Source organism: Pseudoduganella sp. R-34, assembly GCF_049904655.1.
Lineage (GTDB): Bacteria > Pseudomonadota > Gammaproteobacteria > Burkholderiales > Burkholderiaceae_D > Rugamonas.
This window is the reverse complement of sequence record NZ_CP184572.1, coordinates 3,695,267-3,716,333: the sequence shown is the minus strand read 5'-3', so window position 1 is coordinate 3,716,333 and position 21,067 is coordinate 3,695,267. Positions and strand designations below refer to the sequence as shown.

The following is a 21,067-nucleotide window of genomic DNA, read 5'->3' as shown; positions in this document are numbered from 1 at the left end:
CCGAGCACGTGGCGCCGATCATGAACGAGGTTCGAGTTATGACACCTGCTTACCGCGTTGGAGCACTAGACCGATGACTGCTTCAAGGTCGTCCAGAATCCTGTGGATTGTAGCCAGCATGGATCGAATGGAAGAATGGCAAGGGCGCAGGAGAGCCTGTGGGTTGCGTGCCAAGGCACATGCGAAAGCCGAAGAAAAAGCCGCCCTGCAAATCTTCGACTGCATGTCGCATAAACAGGGAAGCGCCCGACATGAATAGACTCAATATCGGAGCATTACTTGTTGAGTGAAGCGGCTACCACGATCACTTGCGCTGCGAGATCTTCTCGCAGTTTCTTCACTTGCGGAAGCAGTTTATCGAGCTGTTGCCGAATCACAGGGTACAAGCCGAGAAGTTTCTCCGATATTTGGCTGCTCGGCATGGAGTCATCGCGAATTCCCTCTGCGATCGCGCTATTGCGATCAAGAAGAGAAAAAAAGAGGTCGAGCTCGGCGTAAATGGCTATCACGGTTCGCCTAATCCGGTCGTCAGGAATTGCCCACACTTTGTCGGCGTTGGCCCGGTAGACGGCGAATCGAAAGCTGGCACTGGGGAAGATCATCTGCAACATCCCGCTCAACAGCACCCCAAGATCATTCGACATTTTTCTATCAATATCGGCGAGCGCCGTCGAATACACCTCCAACTCGGCGAGCAACGCGACCATGGCTTGCCGCTGCCCCTCAATTTCGTCGCGCGCCACCTTCTCCGCTACTTGACGCAACTGCAAGTGAATGCCGAGCCAAGCGGCGAATATTGCCCCGATTGCCCCCCAGGCTTGAAACCATCCAGGGAGACTGGACTCCTTGTCCGGCCAATTCAAATAGCAAGCAAGGCTTACTATAACGACGCTCGTGACACCGAAAAGAGCCTCCAACGAAATCTTGAATCTTGGAAACACATCACCCCCGAATTTAGCATCGGAGCAATATTAGCACGTCGATTGAACGCCCTATTCTTATGGACGAAGCCGTGATGCTCGCCAAGCTGGCCGGCACCAAAAGGCTGGCGGGCCGCTTGGTCATGTAGGCGCGTCAGTGGATAAGCCGATGGCACCTTCGTCTGGCGAACCCGCAGTGTTGTGCTCGCCGCTCAGGCATGGCCTCGCTCAGGTGCTGGTAATGCTCATTGCGATTGTGGCTCAGCTTTGCCGCCGTCCGGTGCGGACTGGAACTTCATCAGTTCTGCATTCGCCCGCTCGAATTCCAACTGTGTAGTGATCAACGTTCGGCGCACTGCGTCGCATTCTTCTTGCATCTGATCGAATCGGGTTTCGAACAGCACCTGCCACTCCTTACGTTCTTCCAACTGCGCAGTGAGTGCGACACATTGGCTCTCGAGGCCGCGCATTTTGTCAAGCCTGATCTCCAGCGAGCGCACGATTTGCTGTTCCGCGTAATGGGCGCGCTGAGAAGCGGAGAGTTCCGCGACGAGATTGGCCGCCTCCAGGTTGAGGCGACTGACCTCTTCCTGCTTGCCGCTTGCGATGTGCTGCGTGGTACGAAGGTCGGCGCGCAACTGCTGAATTTCCGACTCATGGCGGTGCGTCTCGAGTAATCGTTGATCATGGGCCGCTTGCCTGAAGTGTTCCAGTGATTCTCGGGCATGGCGGTGCTTCTCTTCAAGCGAGAGGCGATGAGCCTCATTCTCTTCCAGGCGAATCTGCAAATCCGTTGCCTTTTGCTCCGACGTGTGCCGGGCGATCCGCTCTTCTTGTAGTGCCTGCACCGTCAAGCGATGGGCCGAGCGTTCGCGTTCAAGTTCCGCCTGCAACTGCTGCACCTGAGCTTCGGCCGCCGTCGCGCGTGCAGTGGCCGAAGCCACCATCTTGGCTTGCTCGGCTGCCGCTTCGGCTAAGCATGCGCGTTCACGCTCGAGGACGTCGCCTGTTTCCCGCTGCAACTGGCTAGAAAGCTGTTCGATGTAAGTGTGCAGGGCATGACTGACGTTTAGTGGCTCACTTTCGGCCTCTTCCTCCTCCAATTGCCGCAACATTTTGTGGATGGTGCTCTTGGAGCCTGTATTGCCCAATTCGATACGTACCGCATCGATTGAAGGATGTCTTCCTTGGGCACGCAAAGTGTCACGTGCTCCGCGAACGTCTGAAAGATACACTCCTGCTCTGGCCATAACGCCTCTCCTAAATTACGTACTACGTTACATACTGTCGTAGTATGTATTATTTTTGGCCTTTCCTCAATCGAGAATACATACGAAATAGAGTCGTGATAATGTAAGCTTATCCCATGTGAGCGGGGTAAAATGACCATCAGGTCGCGCAAAGGCGGCGAATTGCGTCCCATGCTGCGACGGCAGTCTCCACATCCGAACTGCGATCCCCATGAAAGAACGCCTGCCCGCTCCCCTCTTTAAGTCCGATGCACGCACGATGCCGCAGGCGGCTGCACTCCTCGCACGGCTTGCTGCCGATCCTGATCAATTGCTCGTCCTGCTGGAGCTCCAACGCCTACTGTTGCGGCGCATCCGTTCGCGCGAGCGGTTTGCCCTGCGGGCGCGGATGTTGAGTCGCGCACTGCAAAAGAAGCTCCGCAATGATCGACCGTCGAAAGATGTCGCCAACGACCTTCGGTTGCGCCAAAGTGCATGTGAGTCGAACCTTGAGCAGGCCCGGTACTCGATTTTCCTGTGGAAGTGCTTTGGCGACGGCGCCGCGTGCGTCTACCAGAGCCCTTATAACTTGAAGCACCTGCTCTACGACCAGAACTACCAAGTCAAGCAGGAGGCTGGCTTCATAACTGGCAAAGAGGGATTGTTGCGCGAGTGGGCGATTCTTGAGCACGGTATTCAGGCGGGTGTACCAGTGGTGCTGTCCGACCTGACCAATATGATCCGGTATGGAGATGTCTGCGCACTCGCAGCTGCGGACCCTGTGCCAATCGAGGTCAAGAGCAGCGCGAACTCGGGCTCACGCGTGGTGCGACAGGCACAACTGCTCGATGAATTGATGTCTTTTTATGAGAACGATGGCGCCAAGGAATTTCGCGGGATACCGAACGTCACACGCCAAGCCATCGCGTCGGGGCCCTCTTACGCCGACTTAATGAACCAATGTATCGCGCAAGCGCTGCAAAATGGCAGCGCCATGGCGAATCCCGAACCAGGGCTCCATTACTTGGTTGGGGCTACCGAAGATGGCTTAGATCGGTTCATGAGCCAGCTCGTGAGCCCAATGAAGGTCTACCGGCTACTAACGCCGACTCCCAATTGGTTGCCGTGCCTTCCTTTTACGTTGACCCTGAAACCAGAGAACCTGATGGCATTTCTCACAGGGGCGGTGACGGTTCTTGTTGTGATCGATATGCCGCATCTTAAGGGGCTCTTCCGTAAGTATGGATCCCACGCGACCATGATGATGGATGGGACTTGGGCCATTCAGTTGTGCGTCAACCCTGACAATCTACTGGAAGGCGTTTTCCGCGTGAGCGAGCTTCATTTTGCCCGCGTAGGTTTGGAATTCCAGTCGCTGGAATGGTTCGCAAAGGAAAATGCGATCGATCTGTCGGAGCCGGTGACATCAATGACCAAAGAGGAATTCGAGGCGCAGCCATTGAACACAGTGTGGACAACTGTACCGGAAGACTGGAAAGCGGTTCGCGACTTCTATGATTCCGGCCAACTCGGTCATGAGCCATGACAGACGTCGAACGCTATATTAGTGCCGGTGAACGGGAGAATACGCGTCGTAGCTATCGCAGCGCGGTACTTCATTTCGAAGTCGAGCACGGGGGCTTTCTGCCAGCATCGTCAGATGCAATATGTGGCTATCTGGTGAAATATGCCGGTTCGCTCGCGATCAATACCCTATTGCAGCGGTTGGCCGCCTTGGCGAACTGGCACGTCGAGCATGGGTTTCCGGACCCCACCAAAGCACCTACCGTAAGGAAAGTACTTAAGGGAATCAGAACGTTACACCCCGCACATGAAAAGCAGGCGCGGCCGATGCAGATCCAACAGGTGCAGCAGGTGGTGACGTGGCTCGATGCGGCAATTGAGGCTGCAGCTCGCAACGGCGAGATTACCATCGTGAAGCGCCATACGCGGAATAAAGCGTTACTTTTGCTGGGATTCTGGCGCGGGTTCAGGGGCGACGAACTAACGCGTTTGCAGGTGCAATTCGTTAGTGTGGCGCCTGGTGAAGGAATGACCTGCTATTTGCCGCAGACGAAAGGCGATCGAGCCATGTTGGGCAGCACATTTCACACACCCGCGCTCAAGGCTCTTTGCCCTGTGGATGCCTACATGGCATGGATTGAGCTGGCCGGGCTGTCCGAAGGCGCGGTTTTCCGTGCGGTCGACCGCTGGGGACACCTTGGCGAACAAGGCCTCCATATCAATAGCTTGGTACCTCTTTTGCGCAACCTTTTCACCGCCGCCGGTGTTAGTTCGCCTCGCCAGTTCAGCGGACACTCGTTGCGGCGGGGTTTCGCCAACTGGGCAACTTCCAACGGCTGGGATCTCAAAACGCTCATGCAGTACGTGGGGTGGCGGGACGTACACTCAGCGATGCGCTACCTTGACGCATCGGACGCCTTCCGCGACCTACGCAAATCGGCTTCGCAACCAGAATCTCCGGCGGAACACGCAGGCCCTTCAACTGGCCCACCGGCGCAACGCTGACCTGCGAGAGATAGAGGGCGTGCTGGATCAATTGGCGAAATGAGCATGCAATTGCAGACATTTGGTCGCCGGTGGGTTGCGCGTCCCATTACCGGTCCAATCAGGCTGGCGCACAATATCGGGCGGACGCGGGCTTTGATGAAGCGCCAAAGCCTGTCGCTCCGTTGTCGGGTTCCTGTCATGTCGCCTTTGTGCCTCACGTCCCATACTTGGTGCTACCGATGAAAACAACCTTGGAGTGATTCAATGAGCACTACGAACAACATCCAACAGACCCGGCCACTGACAGCTGCTGAACTGGCCACGTGCATCAAGCTGTTCCGCGATACGCGACAGTGGTCACAAGAACAATTGGCTGAAATTGCGGGCCTGAATGTTCGGACGGTCCAACGTGTCGAGCAAGGCTTGTCGGCTAGCCTCGACACGCGCCGTGCCCTCGCCTCCGCTTTCGAATTCGAGAACATTGATGCGCTCAATAAACCCTTCACGATCCCGTCCGATGCCGAACTCAAGGATGCAAAAGAGAAGTTCGACCGCGAGCACGTAACACTGACGGCAATTCCGCTGACATCGGGCAAGCAGTTGGCCAAGCTCGCGCAAGCCTGCGCGATGGATCTGACCGAACCGGCTTTCGAATTGACCCGTGACGCGGACGAGACCTTCGCCAGGTTGGTGGATTATTTTCGAGAATACCGCGATTGCTCCGATCTTTACTCGGAAACACAGAAGTTCGACGTGTACGACGAGATGCAAGCGCTCATCGACGAATTACAGTCACTCGGCGTCTCCCTACGCTATGCCGAACGAAGATTGCAGGTCAAATGAGGGACGGACGCAGACAGCCGCCCGCTACCAGTGGATGTTCTGTATGTAGTAGGCTTCCCGCTTGGTCAGGAGCCCGACGAGTTCGCGACGCCAAAGGCGGGGCGAATGGCGCTGTAAGATACCGCTGGGCAACGCCAAGTGCCCTACTTTTGTGAAGAAGGCTGGCGCGGTTCATGGCTTGCACCGGTGCTTAGAATGGGCGTGATGCGTAACATGACACAAGCAGCGCAATCGGCAGGCCACAATTCCACGATATCACTGGACTTTACAGCAAGATCAGGCGGCGCCGGCGCTACCACTGATCGCGTCGAACGCAAGCGGCGGTAGTGAACCTTCACAAATTGCTGCGCGGCGTATTGATCTGACCAGAGGTCGGTCAGGCACTTGGGACGCTGCGCCAGGTCTGGCGAATAAACGCTTGTCCCGATGCCGCGCCGGGAGCCGTACTCCCAATCGACGACGCCAAGCATTCGAGAGCGGCGATCAGTGCCTAAGGAATCATGTCGCGCGCTCGTGCAGATGGCCTGAACGGGTACAAGGGCATGCCATCGATCGTGGGGAAATAGACTCCACCTTCGACGTGGCGCGACAGCGTTCTCCAGTTAGAAAACACTGGCACGAGCGTCTCTGGGAAACCCGGCACCATCAGAGCCTCGCCAATTGTCATATGCCTGCGCATATTCAGATAAGAATGGATGATTGCAAAGGCCGCTAGTAACCATGCACGGTAAGCGATCAGCGAAATATGTCCATATTGTCCCCATAGTTCCAGTGCACGAGGCGTGGTACGTAATATCGGCGGAGCGCCGGTCGAGACAGGTCTCAAGTCGCCTTGCTCGCTTGAAATTCTGAAAATCAAATAGGTCAACTCCAACAGGTTCCAATCGCCAACGATTGTGTTGTCTGCCGCCGTGTCCAGGAGTGCGCACAGGCGCCGGTCCTCAGCTTCTGCTGATTTACCCGCAAAGATCCAGCGTGCCAACCGCCTGCGCGTAGCAGCGTAGGCCAGCGACAATTTGACTGCGCGTCGCTTTCTGCTGGCCTCCCAAAGTGGTCTTTCATACTCCTGAGAACGGCGTTCGTTATCGTTCACCCACCAAAGGACAAATGTCATCCCCAACGCCTGCGTTACGCCCTTCGCGAGGGGCTCCTCACTGACCGCTTGCTCCGCAGCGTGCAGGATATGCTCAATGGGTTTCCATTGCCGAAGTGACCCTTGCGCTTGGTCGGTGAACACTTCAGCAGGTGAACAAAGAAACGTTAGGCGATCAAACAGGGCAGCGCAGTGTCGCGCCGGCTCCGCGAACACTGCAGCCAGGTGGTCAGCATCTGACTGAAGTTGCTGGTGTAGGCTAAGGCTCGGCGATCCCCCTGCAATCGGTTCCTTGCAGTGAAGGCAGCGGTAGCCTGTCAGGCCAATGCTTGCGCGCGCATGCGCATCGTTGACCGCGCGGCCACAATGCATGCATGCTTTCGTCAGCGGACAACCATGGATTGGGCAAATGTCCAGCCTACGCCACTGGAAGAGGAAGCTGTGGTAGCAAGCTTCCAGGCAACATGGGCAAAAGCGGAACTCGGTCTCGATCCAACGGAAGGTACCGGATTCACCGGTGTTCATTTTCATGAACACCCGTTCCGCTGACAATTTCTTCAGCCATTCGCGCAGCAAGCTGTAATGCGCGACGTAGCCCAAAGGGACATTCGGGGGAAGACGCTCTTTGGGATCGTTCTCATGCGTGATGCACAAGTTCACCAGTTTGATGGGATTAAACCCATGTCGCCAGCCAAACCTTGTCATGGCTGACCGCATGGATTCGAATGGTAGCGGGGGCAAGTCCGAGCCGCCCAGGACGCTCAACCGTCTCATAGCCGCACCCGTCCGCGCCGTTTGCGCTTGTCCTCGGCAGCAATCTCGGCCGCATCTTTGATCAAAGCATAGTCGATGGCGGTATGCCATAAATTTTCCGGCAGGTTCCCACCTTTTGCTTCGATATCGGCGTAGTCGACGAGAAAACGTCGAATGGCGAGAAAGAGCTGCCTGGCCGAAACGCCCCGCGCCAAGGACTGCCCAGGCAAGCGCTGCCGCAACCCTTGGACCAGCGTATCAGCCTGGTCTTTCATGCGAAAACCCTGCTGCCAGGCTTTGGGAACGAAGAATTGCGTCCACGTGCAATTACTCGCCGGTGGATGCTCCTGTTGGTCAATTGCGGCCAGCAGTGCCTGGATATCCTCCTTGGTGCTCAAACCCCGGAACTGTACGCGGCGTAGGGTGAACCGACTAATCAGGTCCAGACGGCCGGCCTCGCGCAACTTGTCGATGGCCCCCGTGAAGTCCGGATCCTGGCCCATCATAATCACCACCAGTTGCACTCCCGCATCCTCGAGGTGATTGCCGATGTCTTTGAGAAACTGGAAATCCTGCAGGGCCATCTCCTGGGCTTCGTCGATTAACATGACCACCAGTTTCATGTCGCTGCTCCTGCCGCTATCGATCAGCCGATGCTCAAGCCGTATCCGCAAATCATAGGTCTCACCACTGATCTTGGTTTCACCCACAGTGATCAGGAAGTGTTTAAAGAATGCCCGTATTGAAGGCACTTGATGGTTGTCGATGACGTGGCGATAGATCGGCACGTCTTCGAACAGCCTCCTTAGCTCCCGCTCGGCCATGGCCAACCCATACGACTTGCCGTATCCGCTGGTCGCGGTAAAACAGTATCCCTGTTCCCGCAGCATGACAGCCTTGCGTAAATCGGTGACTAACTCGCGAATCGGCGGTGTGGGAAGGATCACGCCTTTGGCCAGCAAGGGGTGCGCCAGAAACGAAGTTAAGGGCGGGGTAGCCTGATCGTTCAGACTGGCGGTGTGCGCAAACAGCGGGGGCGATGAAGTGCTTGAAACCTGCGTGTGTTCCATGATCTACTCCTCTCGATGAACTTGTCCGATTTGAACTAGCGTGTCCAGGTTGAACAGTCCGATTCCTGCTAACGGCGCCCGCGACGACGGGTCTGGCTCCTGCAGCGGTGCTGGCGTTGGCTGGGTCTCGGTCGGCTCGCTGTGCGTCTTGCGACTTTCACGTTGGGCCAATGCCAAAGCCTCATCCTTGGTCGGCTTGTCTGACGCGACCGTGTCCTGGCCCGTCCCACCACCTCGCTCAGGCGGTAACCATTCGTGGGCCCGGATACTTCTACGCTCCTTGCGCCGCATCGGTGCACCATTGCGATAAGTCAGCGCACGCATGCGAAAACTCATTTGCGTGTGCGCCCACCTGTTTGGCGGCACCAGCCTGCCAAAGTCTTCCCCGCTAGATAGACTTATCGCACGCACCAGGCGCGCATCGCGAATGGAGCAATAGCAGTTCAACGAGCTCCCAATGAGGCTGTAATCCGATGCGATCCGCGGGTTGGTGTACCGCCAGCGGCCTACTTTTACATAAGGCCGCACGCCTTTCTTGCGGTTGCCTCGTATAACGGACCGAATGGTTTTATACAGCACCAAATTGCCCTCGCCGGGTACGTCGCGGTCAGCATCCGGAATCGGTGCCCGTAAGAAGAGGCCATTGGGACTATTCATTGTAGCGACCAGGCTGGGCAAAGGGGCGCCCATACTGAGCGCTTCCGTGCGATCGCTGTAGTGCTTCACAATCACGGCCTCCAGCGCGCGCACCAGGTCGCTGAGACGGATTTGAAGCCTCACGGCGGTTTTTTCCGGATTGTTTCGCTGCGTATCGGTCGGCCCGGAACCGTAAGTTGAGGGGCTACATTGCATGGCGGCGCGAGTCATTTGACCGAACACGCGTTCAATGCCATCGCGGCTCCACCAAGCGCGCACAGGTCCGAAGTTGACGGCACAGCCTATCACGTCGATGAGGTTGTCGATCACATCGATAGCGGTGTTGGACCAGCCATTGTCCATGCGCAGGATGCTGAATCCTTGCGCCCGTAGTTGTTCTAGAATCTGATTTGGAAAGACTTTTCCATTCATGCCAATAGCTAGGCCACAACCTGTCACTTGTGCTGCCAGCGGAACCAAGGCGCATTCTATGGTCTCCAGCACACTGTCCGAGCTAGGGGTCTTTTCGAGCGCAATGATCACCCCGAGAATAAGTTCAAGGCGCTCCTCAAATAATAGACCGATATGCCATCTGGGCAGTGGAACATCGATGTCGACGCCAAACGAGTTGGTGATCGTGATGACGCTGGCCGCATCGATTTTGTGGAAGTCGAGCTGTGCCGCCGTGAACGGGCGCAAGGGCGTAAAGACGGGGTGTACACCACGGCCAATGGTGTTGCGCATAGCCGCATTGGCGCCGGCTCGCGCCTTCATCCATCGCATTTCGTGAGAATGGAGCAATGTATTACAGTATCTGCGTAATGACTCCAGTCCCTCATTTTGAGTATTGAGAGGCCACTGGAAATCCGTCAGCCCTCGCTCTTTCAACCAGGTGATCACCTTGCCATGCAAATTTTCAATGCTGATGCGCGCGTGTTGTTCCTTCCTTTTCTGCGTCGAAGGTAAATATTCGTCAAGAATGAATTTCTCCAACCCAGGGTGCTGCTCAAGGAGATTGGTGAATGCACCTGCGTAGCCAGCGCTGCCGTCACCTCGCACGTGGATGACCGGCGCGGTTCGCGTGTAGGGCTTGATACGCAGCCCTGGCAACAGCGCCCGGTGGCCGTAGATTCTGCCATCTGGCGCGACTGTTTGGCAGCGCTGCAGCAGCCGGCTCAACTGTTGACGACGCAGGCCAGTCGTACGCTCGATTGTCGATAGCGCGGTTCCCTGCTCGTATAAACGAAGCGCTGCGGAACGGTTCATGACGTCGGTACGAATGCCTTCTTCAAAGCCACTAAGGTCCAAAGCAGGCCACGCGGCCAGTGGAATTCTAAGCATGCGCCTTGCCCTGCCGACGGAGTTCACGATACGCCTCGACGAAGGGTCAGGGCCGAACAGTAAGTGAGCGGCTCAGATGCGGTGTTGCAGATTAGCGTGCCCCCCTGCAGCCCCCTTGCGATCGCTGTGAGCATACGGGCTTCGTCAGTCGCCGCTCCCCGGGTCAGTGTTCCAACGCTTACGGTACAAAACCGTCGCAATTCCCGACGAACTGCGTCACTCTCTTCAATGCACGAATAATTCTTCGCCCTATTCATGATCGAACAGATCAGGAGCCAGTTCTCGATCTGGATATGCTCGTCCCGGATGAACTGTGCAGTCACCACCTTTGGTTGCCCATCATCCTGTGGCGTACTCAAATCTGAAAGGGATTTGACAGTTATCGCAGAACTGCTGTCAACCCGATAGCAGGTGATGAAGCTTACCTCTTGGCCACTGAATAACACTGCTGTGAGACAAGGCTGTGGCCCTTGCTGAGATGTCCCAGATGCGGTGGGGTTATACGAGATTACGTTGAGATCTGCTTCCAGCAGGACGGCCAGGAAGAAGACCAGTTGGTCGCGAAAGACGAACCTGCAATGATTCTTGGGCGACTGGAAATAGTAGATATCGGCCTTTTGGCTTGCCGTATCTCGCACAGATTCCGGTGACGGCGTGCGTCCTTCAATCACCAGCGCCCTGGATTTAGATCGTGATGGCATCTTTGTCCCTCCCTATGTGTTAAAAGGAGGCGCGCCACGCGAGGCAAAAGATACACCTTGACTATTGCCTAGCGGAAGACAACAATCACAATTAGAACGTCGTCATACTTCATTTGGCGTTGCAGCGGTGGCTGGGCAAACAACTGCCGCTGCGTGTTTCTTTTTATCGCATAGCGAACCTCCCGACGTCGTGAATTTTCTTAAGCGACTAGTCTTTTCGCGCCTAAGGTTTTCCGAGTATTAATTCAATCTAGCAGGTCTTCCGCCATAGGAAAGGGCCTCACCTCGACTTTTTGGCAAAGCAAAGCGAGTAATCAGACAGAAAAGTCAATTTAAATTAAGATTCCTGTTGAATGCATCGAAAACTGCCCCCCCCGAGATGCGGACACCTTCCCCACTTATTTGCAACTAATTCTGACCCACATCGGTAGAACAATTCCACATGTCTTCATGGCAGGAGATCGGAGTGATCGACGTGGCTCTGTTAGGCATAATTCGACGCTGGCACCTTCGTCACCAGATTCCCCTACGAGAGATAGCTAGGCGGCTTGGCATCTCACGAAACACAGTCCGGCGCCATCTATGGTCAGAGCTTCAGAACGTGCCTTATCCAGCTCCGTAAGAGTTTGCCCGCGGGGCCACGGCGGCTTTCACTTAGGCGCCGACGCCAGGTCCCTGCTACTACTCTGGGACGTCAACGAGCCGGCTCGCGTGGACCCGCGCGGGATGCCCCAACATTCGCCGATCCCCGGCCCTTCGCGTTGCGAGATGGCCGATCGATGCCACTAGCACCAGGGGGATGGCGGCTATCAATAGCACGGTGCCGAAAGGTAGATCGGCACCGATATCCACCTCGTAGAGGCTCGTCCCGGTGATGAACGGGACTAGCGCCATGAACAGCAAATTGACCGGCACCATCCAGATGAATGCAAGCAGCAGGGTCGCGATCAGCCACAGGAGGCCGCCAGCGGCGCGTCTCGCTGGAGTTCGCACAGTGATCAGCACCGCGGTGCTGGCCGACAGACACAAGGCGCAAGAGAACATACCGTACACGAATGCACTTTCGAGTTCTGCGGCCAAAACGGTGCGCGTCAGCTGCGCGTAATTCTGGTCAGTCGCCATTGACAGGAATCGGGCCGAAAACACAGTGCCGAGCCAGGTCCCGAGTGTGCAGGACAAGCCGGCTAGCGCGGTCGGTGTGACTAGGGCCGCTTTGCCGAACCCGAGGGCGATCAAGCTCATGCCGGCCCGGTAAACGTGGTGGGCGATGATCAGGGCGCTGGTCACAAGGATGAGCATGCCGCCGGCTTCACCGAGCCAGAAAGCCCAATTACCACCTACCTGTGGCAACGTGTCGGCGAAGGTGCCGGAGTGCGGAGTGGTGTCGACCTTCAATGGCGTCAACGCAGCAGAGAATGCATCAGCGCCGCGGCAGGCGATCAGGGCGATACAGCATAAAAACGCCATGTTAAGTCGCCCCCAGCCGAGCGGATCGACGATACGTCGCGAGCGCGCCGTGGCGGGAGGGTGGAACAGCGACCTCGGTCTTATCTTCGCGCTGTCGGTTCTTAGTACTGCGGCGATCTCCCGGCGATACCCGTGTAGCGCTGCCACCTCGTCCGCGTACATCTCGCGGTTGCGAATCAAAAACAGCGTCGCCAGTACAACGGCTGCGGCTGGCAACAGCGGCAGCGCATTCACAGCTATCGGTCGGGCCTCAAAGAACAGGACGTCCAGGAACGAGAAGCCCAGCGCGAAGAACCGGTCCCATGGGATCTGCAGGAAGAACCATGCCTGCGTGTACACGACGCTGGCTACGTTAATCGCGATGTACGACATTATGAGGTACACGCTGACGAGCATCAGGCCGCTGTCGTGGTTTTTGACGTGCGCCAACTCATGGGCAATAATAGCTAGCGCCTGCGAAGGCGCCCTCCTAAATTGCATGCGTAGGCCACCGCCAATGACGAGAGTCGTCCCCAAAAACGATGGCAGGCAGAAGGCGTTGCCATCGATCATGCGCGAGTTGGATAGCAGGTGCGTTTTCCTGCCGACGATTTCCATGCTCTGCTCGTCAATGGCATCCGCAAACTGTGGACTGAGTTCGTGCAGGTCCTGCAAACGCAGGCGCCACCTCAGGCCTATTACGCGCACGTAGCAAATCGTCGCCGTGAGCACCAACGCGATGCTGATCTGCAATATCCCTACCATAAAAGCCAACTGCGCCACTGACAGATCGTTGCCCCACCCGAGGGCGGCGACGATCGCATTGACGAGCGGCGTCCGTACGTCGAGCAGATCGGCAAGGCAGAACACAATCAGCAGCCGGAATCCCCAGCGGGCTTCATCGCCCAGGATTTGCTGGTTCAGCGCTTTCACCGCGCCGCCGGCGACGCTGCCTCGCTCGTGCGCAGAAGATGGATTGCCACCGCGTCGGCAATGCGCTCGCTCGTGGCGTCGCTCAACTTATTCTTCTTCGCTGCGGCGACGATCAGTTGGCGCAACTGAATGATATCGACCTGCGGCGCCGCGCCGGTACCGGCGGAGCTGGCGTGGCTGCCTGGGGCGCTGTCGCGCACCCCAGGCAGCAGTATCCTCTTGAGCACATCCTTGCCCACATCGAGCGCCGCGTCGAATAGTTTTGGACAGGCGAACCTCAGCGCTTCGACCGTGACCTGGTAGATCACGATTGCCGCCGAGCCGATTTCAGGTCCATTGAATGCGCCCGGCTTGCCGCCGATGGCGGGCGGCGCATCGTGTACGGTTTCGACGAGTTCCGGCAAGAACTCCATCTCTTCCGGCGCAACCGTCGACGTGATCTCGGCGGCGACCTGCCACGCAACAACGTCTCCCTTTGTCAGCCTCATTCCGTTCCCCTTGCTATTGTCTAGGCCTTAAGCAGCGCTTAAGCGCGCCCAGGCAAAGGCACGAACCATATTGGTGTTGGCGCTGATTGAAATCTGACCCACCGGGGATGCGGACATTTTCTTGGACCGGTTTGTGTTGTTCACCCCGAGCTTTCACGGTACTCTATTGGGCTCAGATAGCCAAGAGATCTCTTGATTCGCTTTTCGTTGTACCAGCGAATGTAGTCATCGCCTCCCCCCAACGAACTTTGCGTTCGCCGTCGATTGCCAGTCCCCAGGATAAGACATCTCCGTCTTCAGCCTGCCGAAGTACCCTTCGCCCGCAGCGTTGTCGGGCGAGCACGCTTTGTGCGACATTGATCGGGTCAGCTTCGCATCTGCGACCCGAGATAGACAGCCCGGCCATCGATAGTGGCCACCACGGTCAGAATGGATGATCGGCCTTCCTCATCAGAGAGCAAACACATACCTATCTTAAACTGAATGTTAATTTCTAATGCAAATTACCAGCCAGGCTCCCAGAAGCACGTACCACTTAGTGTGAGTGCTTAAGTTAAACCAGTTGAACTCATAAAAACAACACCGTGACAATTCGATAGTTTGAACCGGACCGGAAATCTGGGAGGCTCCAACATTTGAGAGATACGCCCCATGTAATCGCGATCTCATTGACTGCAACCGTGGATTCCCCATGTCCACAGGATTACGTTGATTCCCCATGTCCCGCTTAAAGCGTCGACGTAATACAGTTCCTTGGAGAGCGTGAAAGAAGTCGATCCCCATTCGTACCACGCATCAAATTGCTGGGGAGAATGTCATCAACTTTATGTTGGAGCGCTCCCATCGTAGCGCTCAGCAGTCAAACGCAAAGTTGATGACCGCGCTCTAACCAAATTCTCTGGACCGAAGCCGCCTAATCTTTAGGACGAATTGATAATTCCTCTCACAACAGCGTCTGGAATATGACAATAAGCAATCGTCTATTACCATATGGACAACCAAGGTGCTTACTGGCAAAATCGGCACCCTATGAAAATTCCAGCCCTCCTCCTCAAAGTCTCCGCCTCCCTTTTATTCGCTACCATTACTGGCTGCGGGAGCGGCGGGGGTAGCAGTTCTTCCCCCAGTACCGAAAATAATACAACGCCGCAGCCATTCACCTTGCTAAGTAGCCAACCAGCTGACAAGGCGACCGACGTGGGGCGCGAAGCAGCGCTAACGTTGACCTTCAGCGAACCAGTCGATGCAGGCACAGCCAACGCGAGCGCGCTCAAGCTTTCTGGCCCGGATGGGATTGTCGTACCAGTCACCGTATCGGCGACCGGCAACGAACTTCGGGTACTCCCCACCACACTTCCTCTTCCAGGCAACACGACATATCAACTGGACCTTGGCGCGACCATCGCCAGTACCAATGGACGAACACTCGGAGCAGCGACGAGCCGGAGCTTTACGACAGCGGCACAACATTGGGCTGCTGCGTCGAGCAAAGTTAGTGGCCTGAGCTATTTCACAGCCGGGACGGCGCCGGTGATAGCTAATGATGGCAAGGGGAATACCGTCGCTGTTTGGTACGCAGTGACCGCCCCCAACACAATATATTTCAGCCTGCTCGATGCACAAAAGAACAGTTGGAGCGCCCCGGCGCCTCTATATGTTGCTGCCGAATCCAATCCCATTGGTGGCGTGCAAATGGTGAGCGCACCAACAGGGGACGTCTACCTGGGTTGGAACGAGTACCGGAATGGCGATTCCGCTTTTCTACTGAAGCGCTATCGTGCCGATCTCGCGACGTGGGAAGCGACGACCGAAGTAAGCGTGGTTCCTGTCACCGCGAAGTTCGACGGGACAGTTATGGCTGCAGATCCATCTGGAAAGTTGCATTTTTTCAGCCAGGCCTACGGATTTGCCACTGCGCCGGGTTTGTTTGCGTCAAGCTACGATCTGAAGACATCCACATGGAGCCCTCCAGTGCGCCTGGACACCGCGTCTAGCAACTACTTCTACGGTTATGCCCTGGCAGTCGACGGTAGCGGCAATGCTGTCGCGGCCTGGGTTGAGAATGGATTGAAGGTCTCGCGATACAACAAGAGCGATGGCTCTTGGAGTGCAGCTCTGGAACTCGACAAATCTGCTGTGTATGGGCTGCGACTCGCTGCATCGGCAAACGGCAATGTTGCACTCAGCTGGAAGCGCGAATATGGGATGATGGCAAGTCCAACCGCGCACGCAGCGATTTACGACGTGCGAAAGGCTGCCTGGAGTCCGATACGTCGCCTGGACAAGAGTGCCTCATTCGTCGGGGTGAATCCTCCAGTGATCGCGATCGACAGCACGGGCAATGTCACGGCAGTTTGGCTCGAAGGAGATGCGATCAATGGCGCTCGCTTTGATGCCGCCTCATCTCAATGGTCAGAGCCACAAACCGTGCTTCCCCGCGCAGGTATTCTGGCTGAACCAAGAATCGGTGCCGATTCAGCTGGCAATGTAATCGTCACAGCAGTACAAGACAATCTTCCGATTGCGGCCCATTTCTATTCAAGGACCAAACAGTGGAACACCGCGGCCATCCACGAGTACGTGGCGAGTCCCTATCTGTTTGCGAATTCGCCGGCGCTAGTGGTAGCCGCTTCGGGCACAGCGACCGCCGTATGGAGTTTCAACTCCGGGCTAAACGCGGAAATGCGTGCAAACCGTTTCCAGTGATGCGCGGGACGATTGAACCGGACAGGAAGTTAATGGACCTGATCTATGCCGAGTGCAAAGGTCACAAGCACCGACTGGTTTCAGCAATTCAGACTTGATGCTACGTCCAGTGATCAGTGATCACACTGCGGACGTAGCTGGTCAACTCCCCTCTTCTACTGTGCCGGGAAAATCTTCAACTTATGGCACGAAGAAGGTAACGCTGTATTGGAAAGACTTGGCTTGTCCGCCAACTTTCACATTGCTGATCTGGACATTGAACTTGGTGTCGGCCGGAGAGCGTGACCATTCGCTTGCGGGAGCATCCAGTTTCCAGCTCATGGTGTTGTCGCCGTAACCGCTTGGCAGCTGACCGACATTGCTGACGGAGAGCACTTTGCCCTGGTCATTATTCATCGTCACGCTCGCGCCGCTGAAGTCTGCGCCGGGCAAAGAGAAGCTCCAAGGGTGGCTAGGGTCGGCGACTTTCGTGGTCCAGGGCACGTAGCCACGCGCCGGCCAGGCGACGCCTGTTTCCGCCACAGTCGCCGGTGCGGTGACGGTTCCGTCAAATACCCACAACGAATTGGCTCGCGTCGTGTCGCCAGTCCCAACCTCGCCAAGGCGCGAATAGAGCACCCAGCGGCGGTGCCCCAGGCTCGAAGTGCCGCTATCGGCAATATACGCCCGCACAGCATTTGGTCCTGCGTTGCCCAGCGCCAGATTGGACCTGCCCGCTGCCGTCGCGCCATCAGCCGTATAGCAACTCCACGAAGTCGGCGGCGAGTGGCTTAGCTGGGAGTTCGCATCCATCATCAAGGCCGCTTGCTGTGCCATCGCCGAATGCGTGAGATTGAGGGAAACATTCCCTGGCAAACCGGCCAGTACCCGGAAGCTGTTCACAGTATTGAGCACAGCCGCCTTATATTCGGCAGAGGTGGTACCGGCGACACAGCCCTGGGTCGACCCGGTCCACTGCATCGGAACCGAGAAGGCAGGCAGCATGGTTGTGTTGTAAAAGGCCGCCACTTCCGCCCTGCTGCTGGTGTTGATTGCCGCCATGCCGCCGGATGGCGTTGTTGGGGTGGTCGGGGTCGTGGGTGCAGTCGGCGTCGTCGGCGTGGTCGGCGTGGTGCCCGGGGAAGTAAGCGATTGCCCGGACGAACTGGATGGCTCGGAACCGCCGCCGCCGCAACCCGCCATCATCGCCGTCAAAGTCACCACCAGGATTCGCGCTGCGGGGGATGCTGTTGTCGTTTTCATCATTAGCCTCTTTATTGCCATACGGCACAATTAACTGAGGCGGCATTATTACCTAGTTGCGGGGAAGTCAGCGTCTTATTGGGCGGTATATTGTGAATCTGCCATCTGATTTTAGGAAATGTGAGGAACGGTTCGCTATAATTTTCCGTTTCTATAGCCTGGAGGTGGACGTTGAAACTCTCGTATTTGCTGATCATGGCGCTCGTTGTCGCAATGATCAGCGCGCTCGCAACCATAGCAAAGAAGAACAGCCGCGGGAAAATTAGGGTGATAACTGCTCGCAGACCCGTGTCCGAAAACGAGCAAGCCATGTACTTCCGCTTGGTTCAAGCATTCCCCAATGCTGTAGTGCTTTCACAAGTCGCCTTCTCCGCTCTCATAACCTCCAAGGACCGGGCGACGCGGAATCGCTTCGATAAAAAGGTCGCGGACTTTGTCGTCTGCACAAATGCATTTGAGATTGCAGCTGTCATTGAACTCGACGACTCAAGCCACCGTGGCCGTGAGTCGCAGGATGCCAATAGGGATGCCCTGTTACAGAGCGCGGGATACCGAGTCTTGCGGTACAAGACAATTCCAGACATCGAACGGGTCCAATTTGACGTTGCGGGCAAGGCCGCGCCGACGACAGTTCCAAAGGCTGCCTGAGAATTCGTGGGATTGCTCTATTAGCCTTGCCGGGGTTCGGTAGTATAGTTTCGTCCCGGATTGCCAACTTGCCCTGAACTGTACATGTCCGATACCCTGATCAAAATTAACCGTTGGCCCGTCATCGGTCCTGTCGTCCGCGCCATTGGGCTGCCTAACCCGACTGAGTTGCATCGTTCTGCCGATCCCTACGTCGCGCAGCCCTTCCTGTCAAAGTCCTTCCTGCTTGCGACTACGGAGGGTGCTTATGCGTCTTCTACACTTATGGCTGCGCTCCAGCGCGCAGGCGCCAAGGAAGCGGTGGAATCCGTCGACATTTTTGTGATGGATGCAACCGGCTGCCGCAGCGTCGTCGACCTGAGGGCCGTGTATTCGGCTTTCCACCAGGAGATCAGGCGCATCGCTCGCAATGGACGCGTGCTGCTGGTTGCTCCGCCGGTCGATTCCAAACAGGATCCTGTGGCGGCGGCCGTGGCGCGTGGATTGGAGGGCTTTGTCCGTTCGCTGGCGAAGGAACTTGGCCGGCGCGGTGTTACTGCGAACCTGGCCAGCGTGCAGAAAGAGGCGTTGGATCGGCTTGACGGCCTGGTGCGCTTCTTCTGCGGGCCGCAATGCGCGTACGTCACCGGCCAGGTGGTGCACGTTTCGGCCGAAACGAATGCTCCAGGCGCCCTGCCTTTGACTGCGACCCTGGCAGGCAAAGTCGCACTGGTCACCGGCGCCGCGCGCGGCATTGGTCTTGCAACGGCCGAACGGCTGGCGCAGGAAGGGGCCAAAGTGGTGCCGCTCGATATGCCGGCTTCCACCGATGAGTTGAGTGCCGGCGCCAGGCGAATCGGCGGATTGCCATTAGCGCTCGATATCGCCGCCTCTGATACCCCGGCGCAGCTTGCACGATTCCTGAAGGAGAACTTCGGCGGCGTTGACATTGTCGTGCATAACGCCGGCGTAACACGTGACCGGACGCTGGCCAAGATGGAAGCGCGCCAATGGGAACAGGTGCTTGACATCAATCTTGCGGCCATCGCGGCGATCGACAAGCGAATGCAGGAGGAGGCTTTGATGCGCGAAAATGGGCGCGTTGTCTGCTTGTCTTCGATCAGCGGGATCGCCGGCAATTTTGGCCAGACAAACTACGCTACTTCGAAAGCGGCCTTGATCGGCTACGTTGCAGCACAGGCGCGCTTGCATGCTTCGCGAGGCATCACTTTCAATGCCGTCGCGCCGGGCTTCATTGAAACGCCAATGACCCGGAAAATGCCTTTCATGACGCGTGAGATCGGAAGGCGCCTCAACTCGCTGGCGCAAGGCGGCAAACCACGCGATGTCGCAGAGCTGGTGACCTTCCTGTGCACACCCGGCGCCTGCGGAATCAGCGGGCAGACGATCCGGGTGTGTGGCCAGGGATTGATGGGTGCTTGATCCTTCAGCGGATTTGCAAGGGGAGTGAACTCCCCTTCCGTTCATCAAGCCTGTTCAGCAAGATCTTTCAATCCGTCCTTGATCTTCATTCCCTTGGCTTTATTGGTCAACTCCTTGGCCAGCTGCTTGCCCGGCGCCGTGCTGGGGCCTGCATCCTTGACCCAGGCCGCTGCGCGCTTCAATTCGGCCGGGCTCATGACCGTGCTGCTGTCGATCAGTTTGGCGGCTGCGCCGAAGTCGGCCTTGCGATCACGGAAGCGCGTTGCCATGCGCTTGGCTTCGATATAGGCGAAGTGCGGGCGCAGCACCGGATTGGCGATTGCAGCGTCAATAGCGGCCATTCCTTCGTACAGGTGGTCGCCGCCGATGGCCAGTGACAACAGCGTGTCGGGCGTTGACAGCACTTTCAAGGCTGCTTCCGCATGCGCCTGGTCGACTGCGGATGTCACCATCACCGTGTTCTCGCCGGTGCAGGTGCATTCCAGGCCGCCATTGTCCCAGCGAGCTTCGACGATGATCCGGTAAGCGCCTGGCATCGGGAACAGTGCCCCCTGGCCGCCGCGCAGCAGGGTCAGCGAGTGCTCCACGGTGTCCTGCGCTTCCAGCGGTTCAACCTGGTCGTCTTCAACGCAGATGACGATCGGCGCAAAGCTGCGGATCGTGCCGCAAGGGTCGATGACTTTGCCTCGCACAATGCCGCTCTTCATGCTCAATGTGTTAGGGGCGGCGATCGGGGTGCTGGACTGGTTTTGCATCGTGATGTTCACGCGCACCGGTGCACCGATTGGCACCGCGCTGGCGACCGGTGTGACGAACATGCTCAGACCGTCGATCTCCAGTTCCATGTCGGTCGGGCTGATTGGCGTGGACCCGTAGCTGGTGCCGAATGGCAGGCCGCCTGGACGCACGTAGATATCCGGCATGTGGCGCAGGCGCTTGGCATCATCCGGGTTGTAGGACCACTGGATATTGGCTGGGAATTGCAGGCTGCCCGCACGCTCTTGATACGCAGGAGTTCCGGGTTCACCAGTTCGCCGGGGCCAGTCAGGTTTGGGCGAATGTCGGCGGCGGATTGTGGCGACGGC

17 protein-coding genes and 1 pseudogene are annotated in these 21,067 nt (G+C 57.1%); 7 read left to right on the top strand and 11 right to left on the bottom strand.

Going from position 1 to position 21,067, the window contains the following annotated elements:
• Nucleotides 1-275: 275 nt before the first annotated feature.
• A complete protein-coding gene (locus ACN9MW_RS16985) occupies nt 276-770 on the bottom strand; it encodes a hypothetical protein (protein WP_426161616.1) in 495 nt (164 codons plus the stop codon).
• 395 nt (nt 771-1,165) lie between these two features.
• Complete coding sequence (locus ACN9MW_RS16980; protein WP_426161615.1) at nt 1,166-2,170, bottom strand: DNA-binding protein; 1,005 nt, start codon at nt 2,168-2,170, stop codon at nt 1,166-1,168.
• A 211-nt stretch (nt 2,171-2,381) separates the two neighbouring features.
• Between ACN9MW_RS16980 and ACN9MW_RS16975 the strand changes: the two genes are divergently transcribed.
• The 3 genes from ACN9MW_RS16975 (at nt 2,382) to ACN9MW_RS16965 (ending at nt 5,503) form a co-directional block, all read left to right on the top strand.
• Nucleotides 2,382-3,695 (top strand): hypothetical protein, encoded by a 1,314-nt coding sequence (locus tag ACN9MW_RS16975; RefSeq protein ID WP_426161614.1) that lies wholly within the window; start codon nt 2,382-2,384, stop codon nt 3,693-3,695.
• Nucleotides 3,692-4,678, top strand: a complete 987-nt coding sequence (locus tag ACN9MW_RS16970) for a site-specific integrase (protein ID WP_426161613.1) — start codon at nt 3,692-3,694, stop codon at nt 4,676-4,678. The genes ACN9MW_RS16975 and ACN9MW_RS16970 overlap by 4 nt, the downstream gene beginning before the upstream one ends.
• Nucleotides 4,679-4,924: 246 nt before the next feature.
• Nucleotides 4,925-5,503: a helix-turn-helix domain-containing protein gene (locus ACN9MW_RS16965; RefSeq protein WP_426161612.1), complete on the top strand. Its 579-nt coding sequence runs from the start codon at nt 4,925-4,927 to the stop codon at nt 5,501-5,503.
• 490 nt (nt 5,504-5,993) lie between these two features.
• On the opposite strand, the gene ACN9MW_RS16960 is transcribed toward ACN9MW_RS16965, so the two are convergent.
• The 4 genes from ACN9MW_RS16960 to ACN9MW_RS16945 all read right to left on the bottom strand — a co-directional run bounded on the left by ACN9MW_RS16960 (nt 5,994) and on the right by ACN9MW_RS16945 (nt 11,097).
• On the bottom strand, nt 5,994-7,301 hold the full coding sequence (locus ACN9MW_RS16960; protein WP_426161611.1) for a hypothetical protein: 1,308 nt from the start codon (nt 7,299-7,301) through the stop codon (nt 5,994-5,996).
• A 65-nt stretch (nt 7,302-7,366) separates the two neighbouring features.
• Entirely contained in the window at nt 7,367-8,419 is a 1,053-nt protein-coding gene (locus ACN9MW_RS16955; protein WP_426161610.1) for an ATP-binding protein, read from the bottom strand.
• A 3-nt stretch (nt 8,420-8,422) separates the two neighbouring features.
• Complete coding sequence (locus ACN9MW_RS16950) at nt 8,423-10,423, bottom strand: hypothetical protein (protein WP_426161609.1); 2,001 nt, start codon at nt 10,421-10,423, stop codon at nt 8,423-8,425.
• Entirely contained in the window at nt 10,420-11,097 is a 678-nt protein-coding gene (locus ACN9MW_RS16945) for a hypothetical protein (RefSeq protein ID WP_426161608.1), read from the bottom strand. The genes ACN9MW_RS16950 and ACN9MW_RS16945 overlap by 4 nt, the downstream gene beginning before the upstream one ends.
• Before the next feature lie 442 nt (nt 11,098-11,539).
• Here ACN9MW_RS16945 and ACN9MW_RS16940 point away from each other — a divergent pair, with 442 nt between their 5' ends.
• Entirely contained in the window at nt 11,540-11,719 is a 180-nt protein-coding gene (locus tag ACN9MW_RS16940) for a helix-turn-helix domain-containing protein (protein ID WP_426161607.1), read from the top strand.
• Nucleotides 11,720-11,778: 59 nt separating this feature from the next.
• On the opposite strand, the gene ACN9MW_RS16935 is transcribed toward ACN9MW_RS16940, so the two are convergent.
• The 3 genes and pseudogenes from ACN9MW_RS16935 to ACN9MW_RS16925 all read right to left on the bottom strand — a co-directional run.
• On the bottom strand, nt 11,779-13,476 hold the full coding sequence (locus ACN9MW_RS16935) for a M48 family metalloprotease (RefSeq protein ID WP_426161606.1): 1,698 nt from the start codon (nt 13,474-13,476) through the stop codon (nt 11,779-11,781).
• Nucleotides 13,473-13,964, bottom strand: coding sequence for a hypothetical protein (locus ACN9MW_RS16930; RefSeq protein WP_426161605.1), 492 nt, complete (start codon nt 13,962-13,964; stop codon nt 13,473-13,475). The genes ACN9MW_RS16935 and ACN9MW_RS16930 overlap by 4 nt, the downstream gene beginning before the upstream one ends.
• 140 nt (nt 13,965-14,104) lie before the next feature.
• Nucleotides 14,105-14,408, bottom strand: a pseudogene (locus ACN9MW_RS16925) (transposase); the annotation flags it as partial.
• Between the two features lie 585 nt (nt 14,409-14,993).
• Here ACN9MW_RS16925 and ACN9MW_RS16920 point away from each other — a divergent pair.
• The gene (locus tag ACN9MW_RS16920; protein WP_426161604.1) at nt 14,994-16,670 is read left to right on the top strand and encodes an Ig-like domain-containing protein; all 1,677 of its coding nucleotides are present in this window, start codon (nt 14,994-14,996) and stop codon (nt 16,668-16,670) included.
• Nucleotides 16,671-16,850: 180 nt separating this feature from the next.
• Here the strand turns inward: ACN9MW_RS16920 and ACN9MW_RS16915 are convergent, their stop codons facing one another.
• Nucleotides 16,851-17,915: a CAP domain-containing protein gene (locus ACN9MW_RS16915; protein WP_426161603.1), complete on the bottom strand. Its 1,065-nt coding sequence runs from the start codon at nt 17,913-17,915 to the stop codon at nt 16,851-16,853.
• Nucleotides 17,916-18,083: 168 nt separating this feature from the next.
• Here ACN9MW_RS16915 and ACN9MW_RS16910 point away from each other — a divergent pair, with 168 nt between their 5' ends.
• Together ACN9MW_RS16910 and ACN9MW_RS16905 are read left to right on the top strand one after the other, a co-directional pair.
• Nucleotides 18,084-18,560, top strand: coding sequence for a DUF2726 domain-containing protein (locus ACN9MW_RS16910; RefSeq protein ID WP_426161602.1), 477 nt, complete (start codon nt 18,084-18,086; stop codon nt 18,558-18,560).
• 84 nt (nt 18,561-18,644) lie between these two features.
• Entirely contained in the window at nt 18,645-19,982 is a 1,338-nt protein-coding gene (locus ACN9MW_RS16905) for a 3-oxoacyl-ACP reductase (protein ID WP_426161601.1), read from the top strand.
• Between the two features lie 44 nt (nt 19,983-20,026).
• Here ACN9MW_RS16905 and ACN9MW_RS16900 read toward each other — a convergent pair whose 3' ends face one another.
• On the bottom strand, nt 20,027-20,905 hold the full coding sequence (locus ACN9MW_RS16900; RefSeq protein ID WP_426161600.1) for a hypothetical protein: 879 nt from the start codon (nt 20,903-20,905) through the stop codon (nt 20,027-20,029).
• Nucleotides 20,906-21,067: the final 162 nt, after the last annotated feature.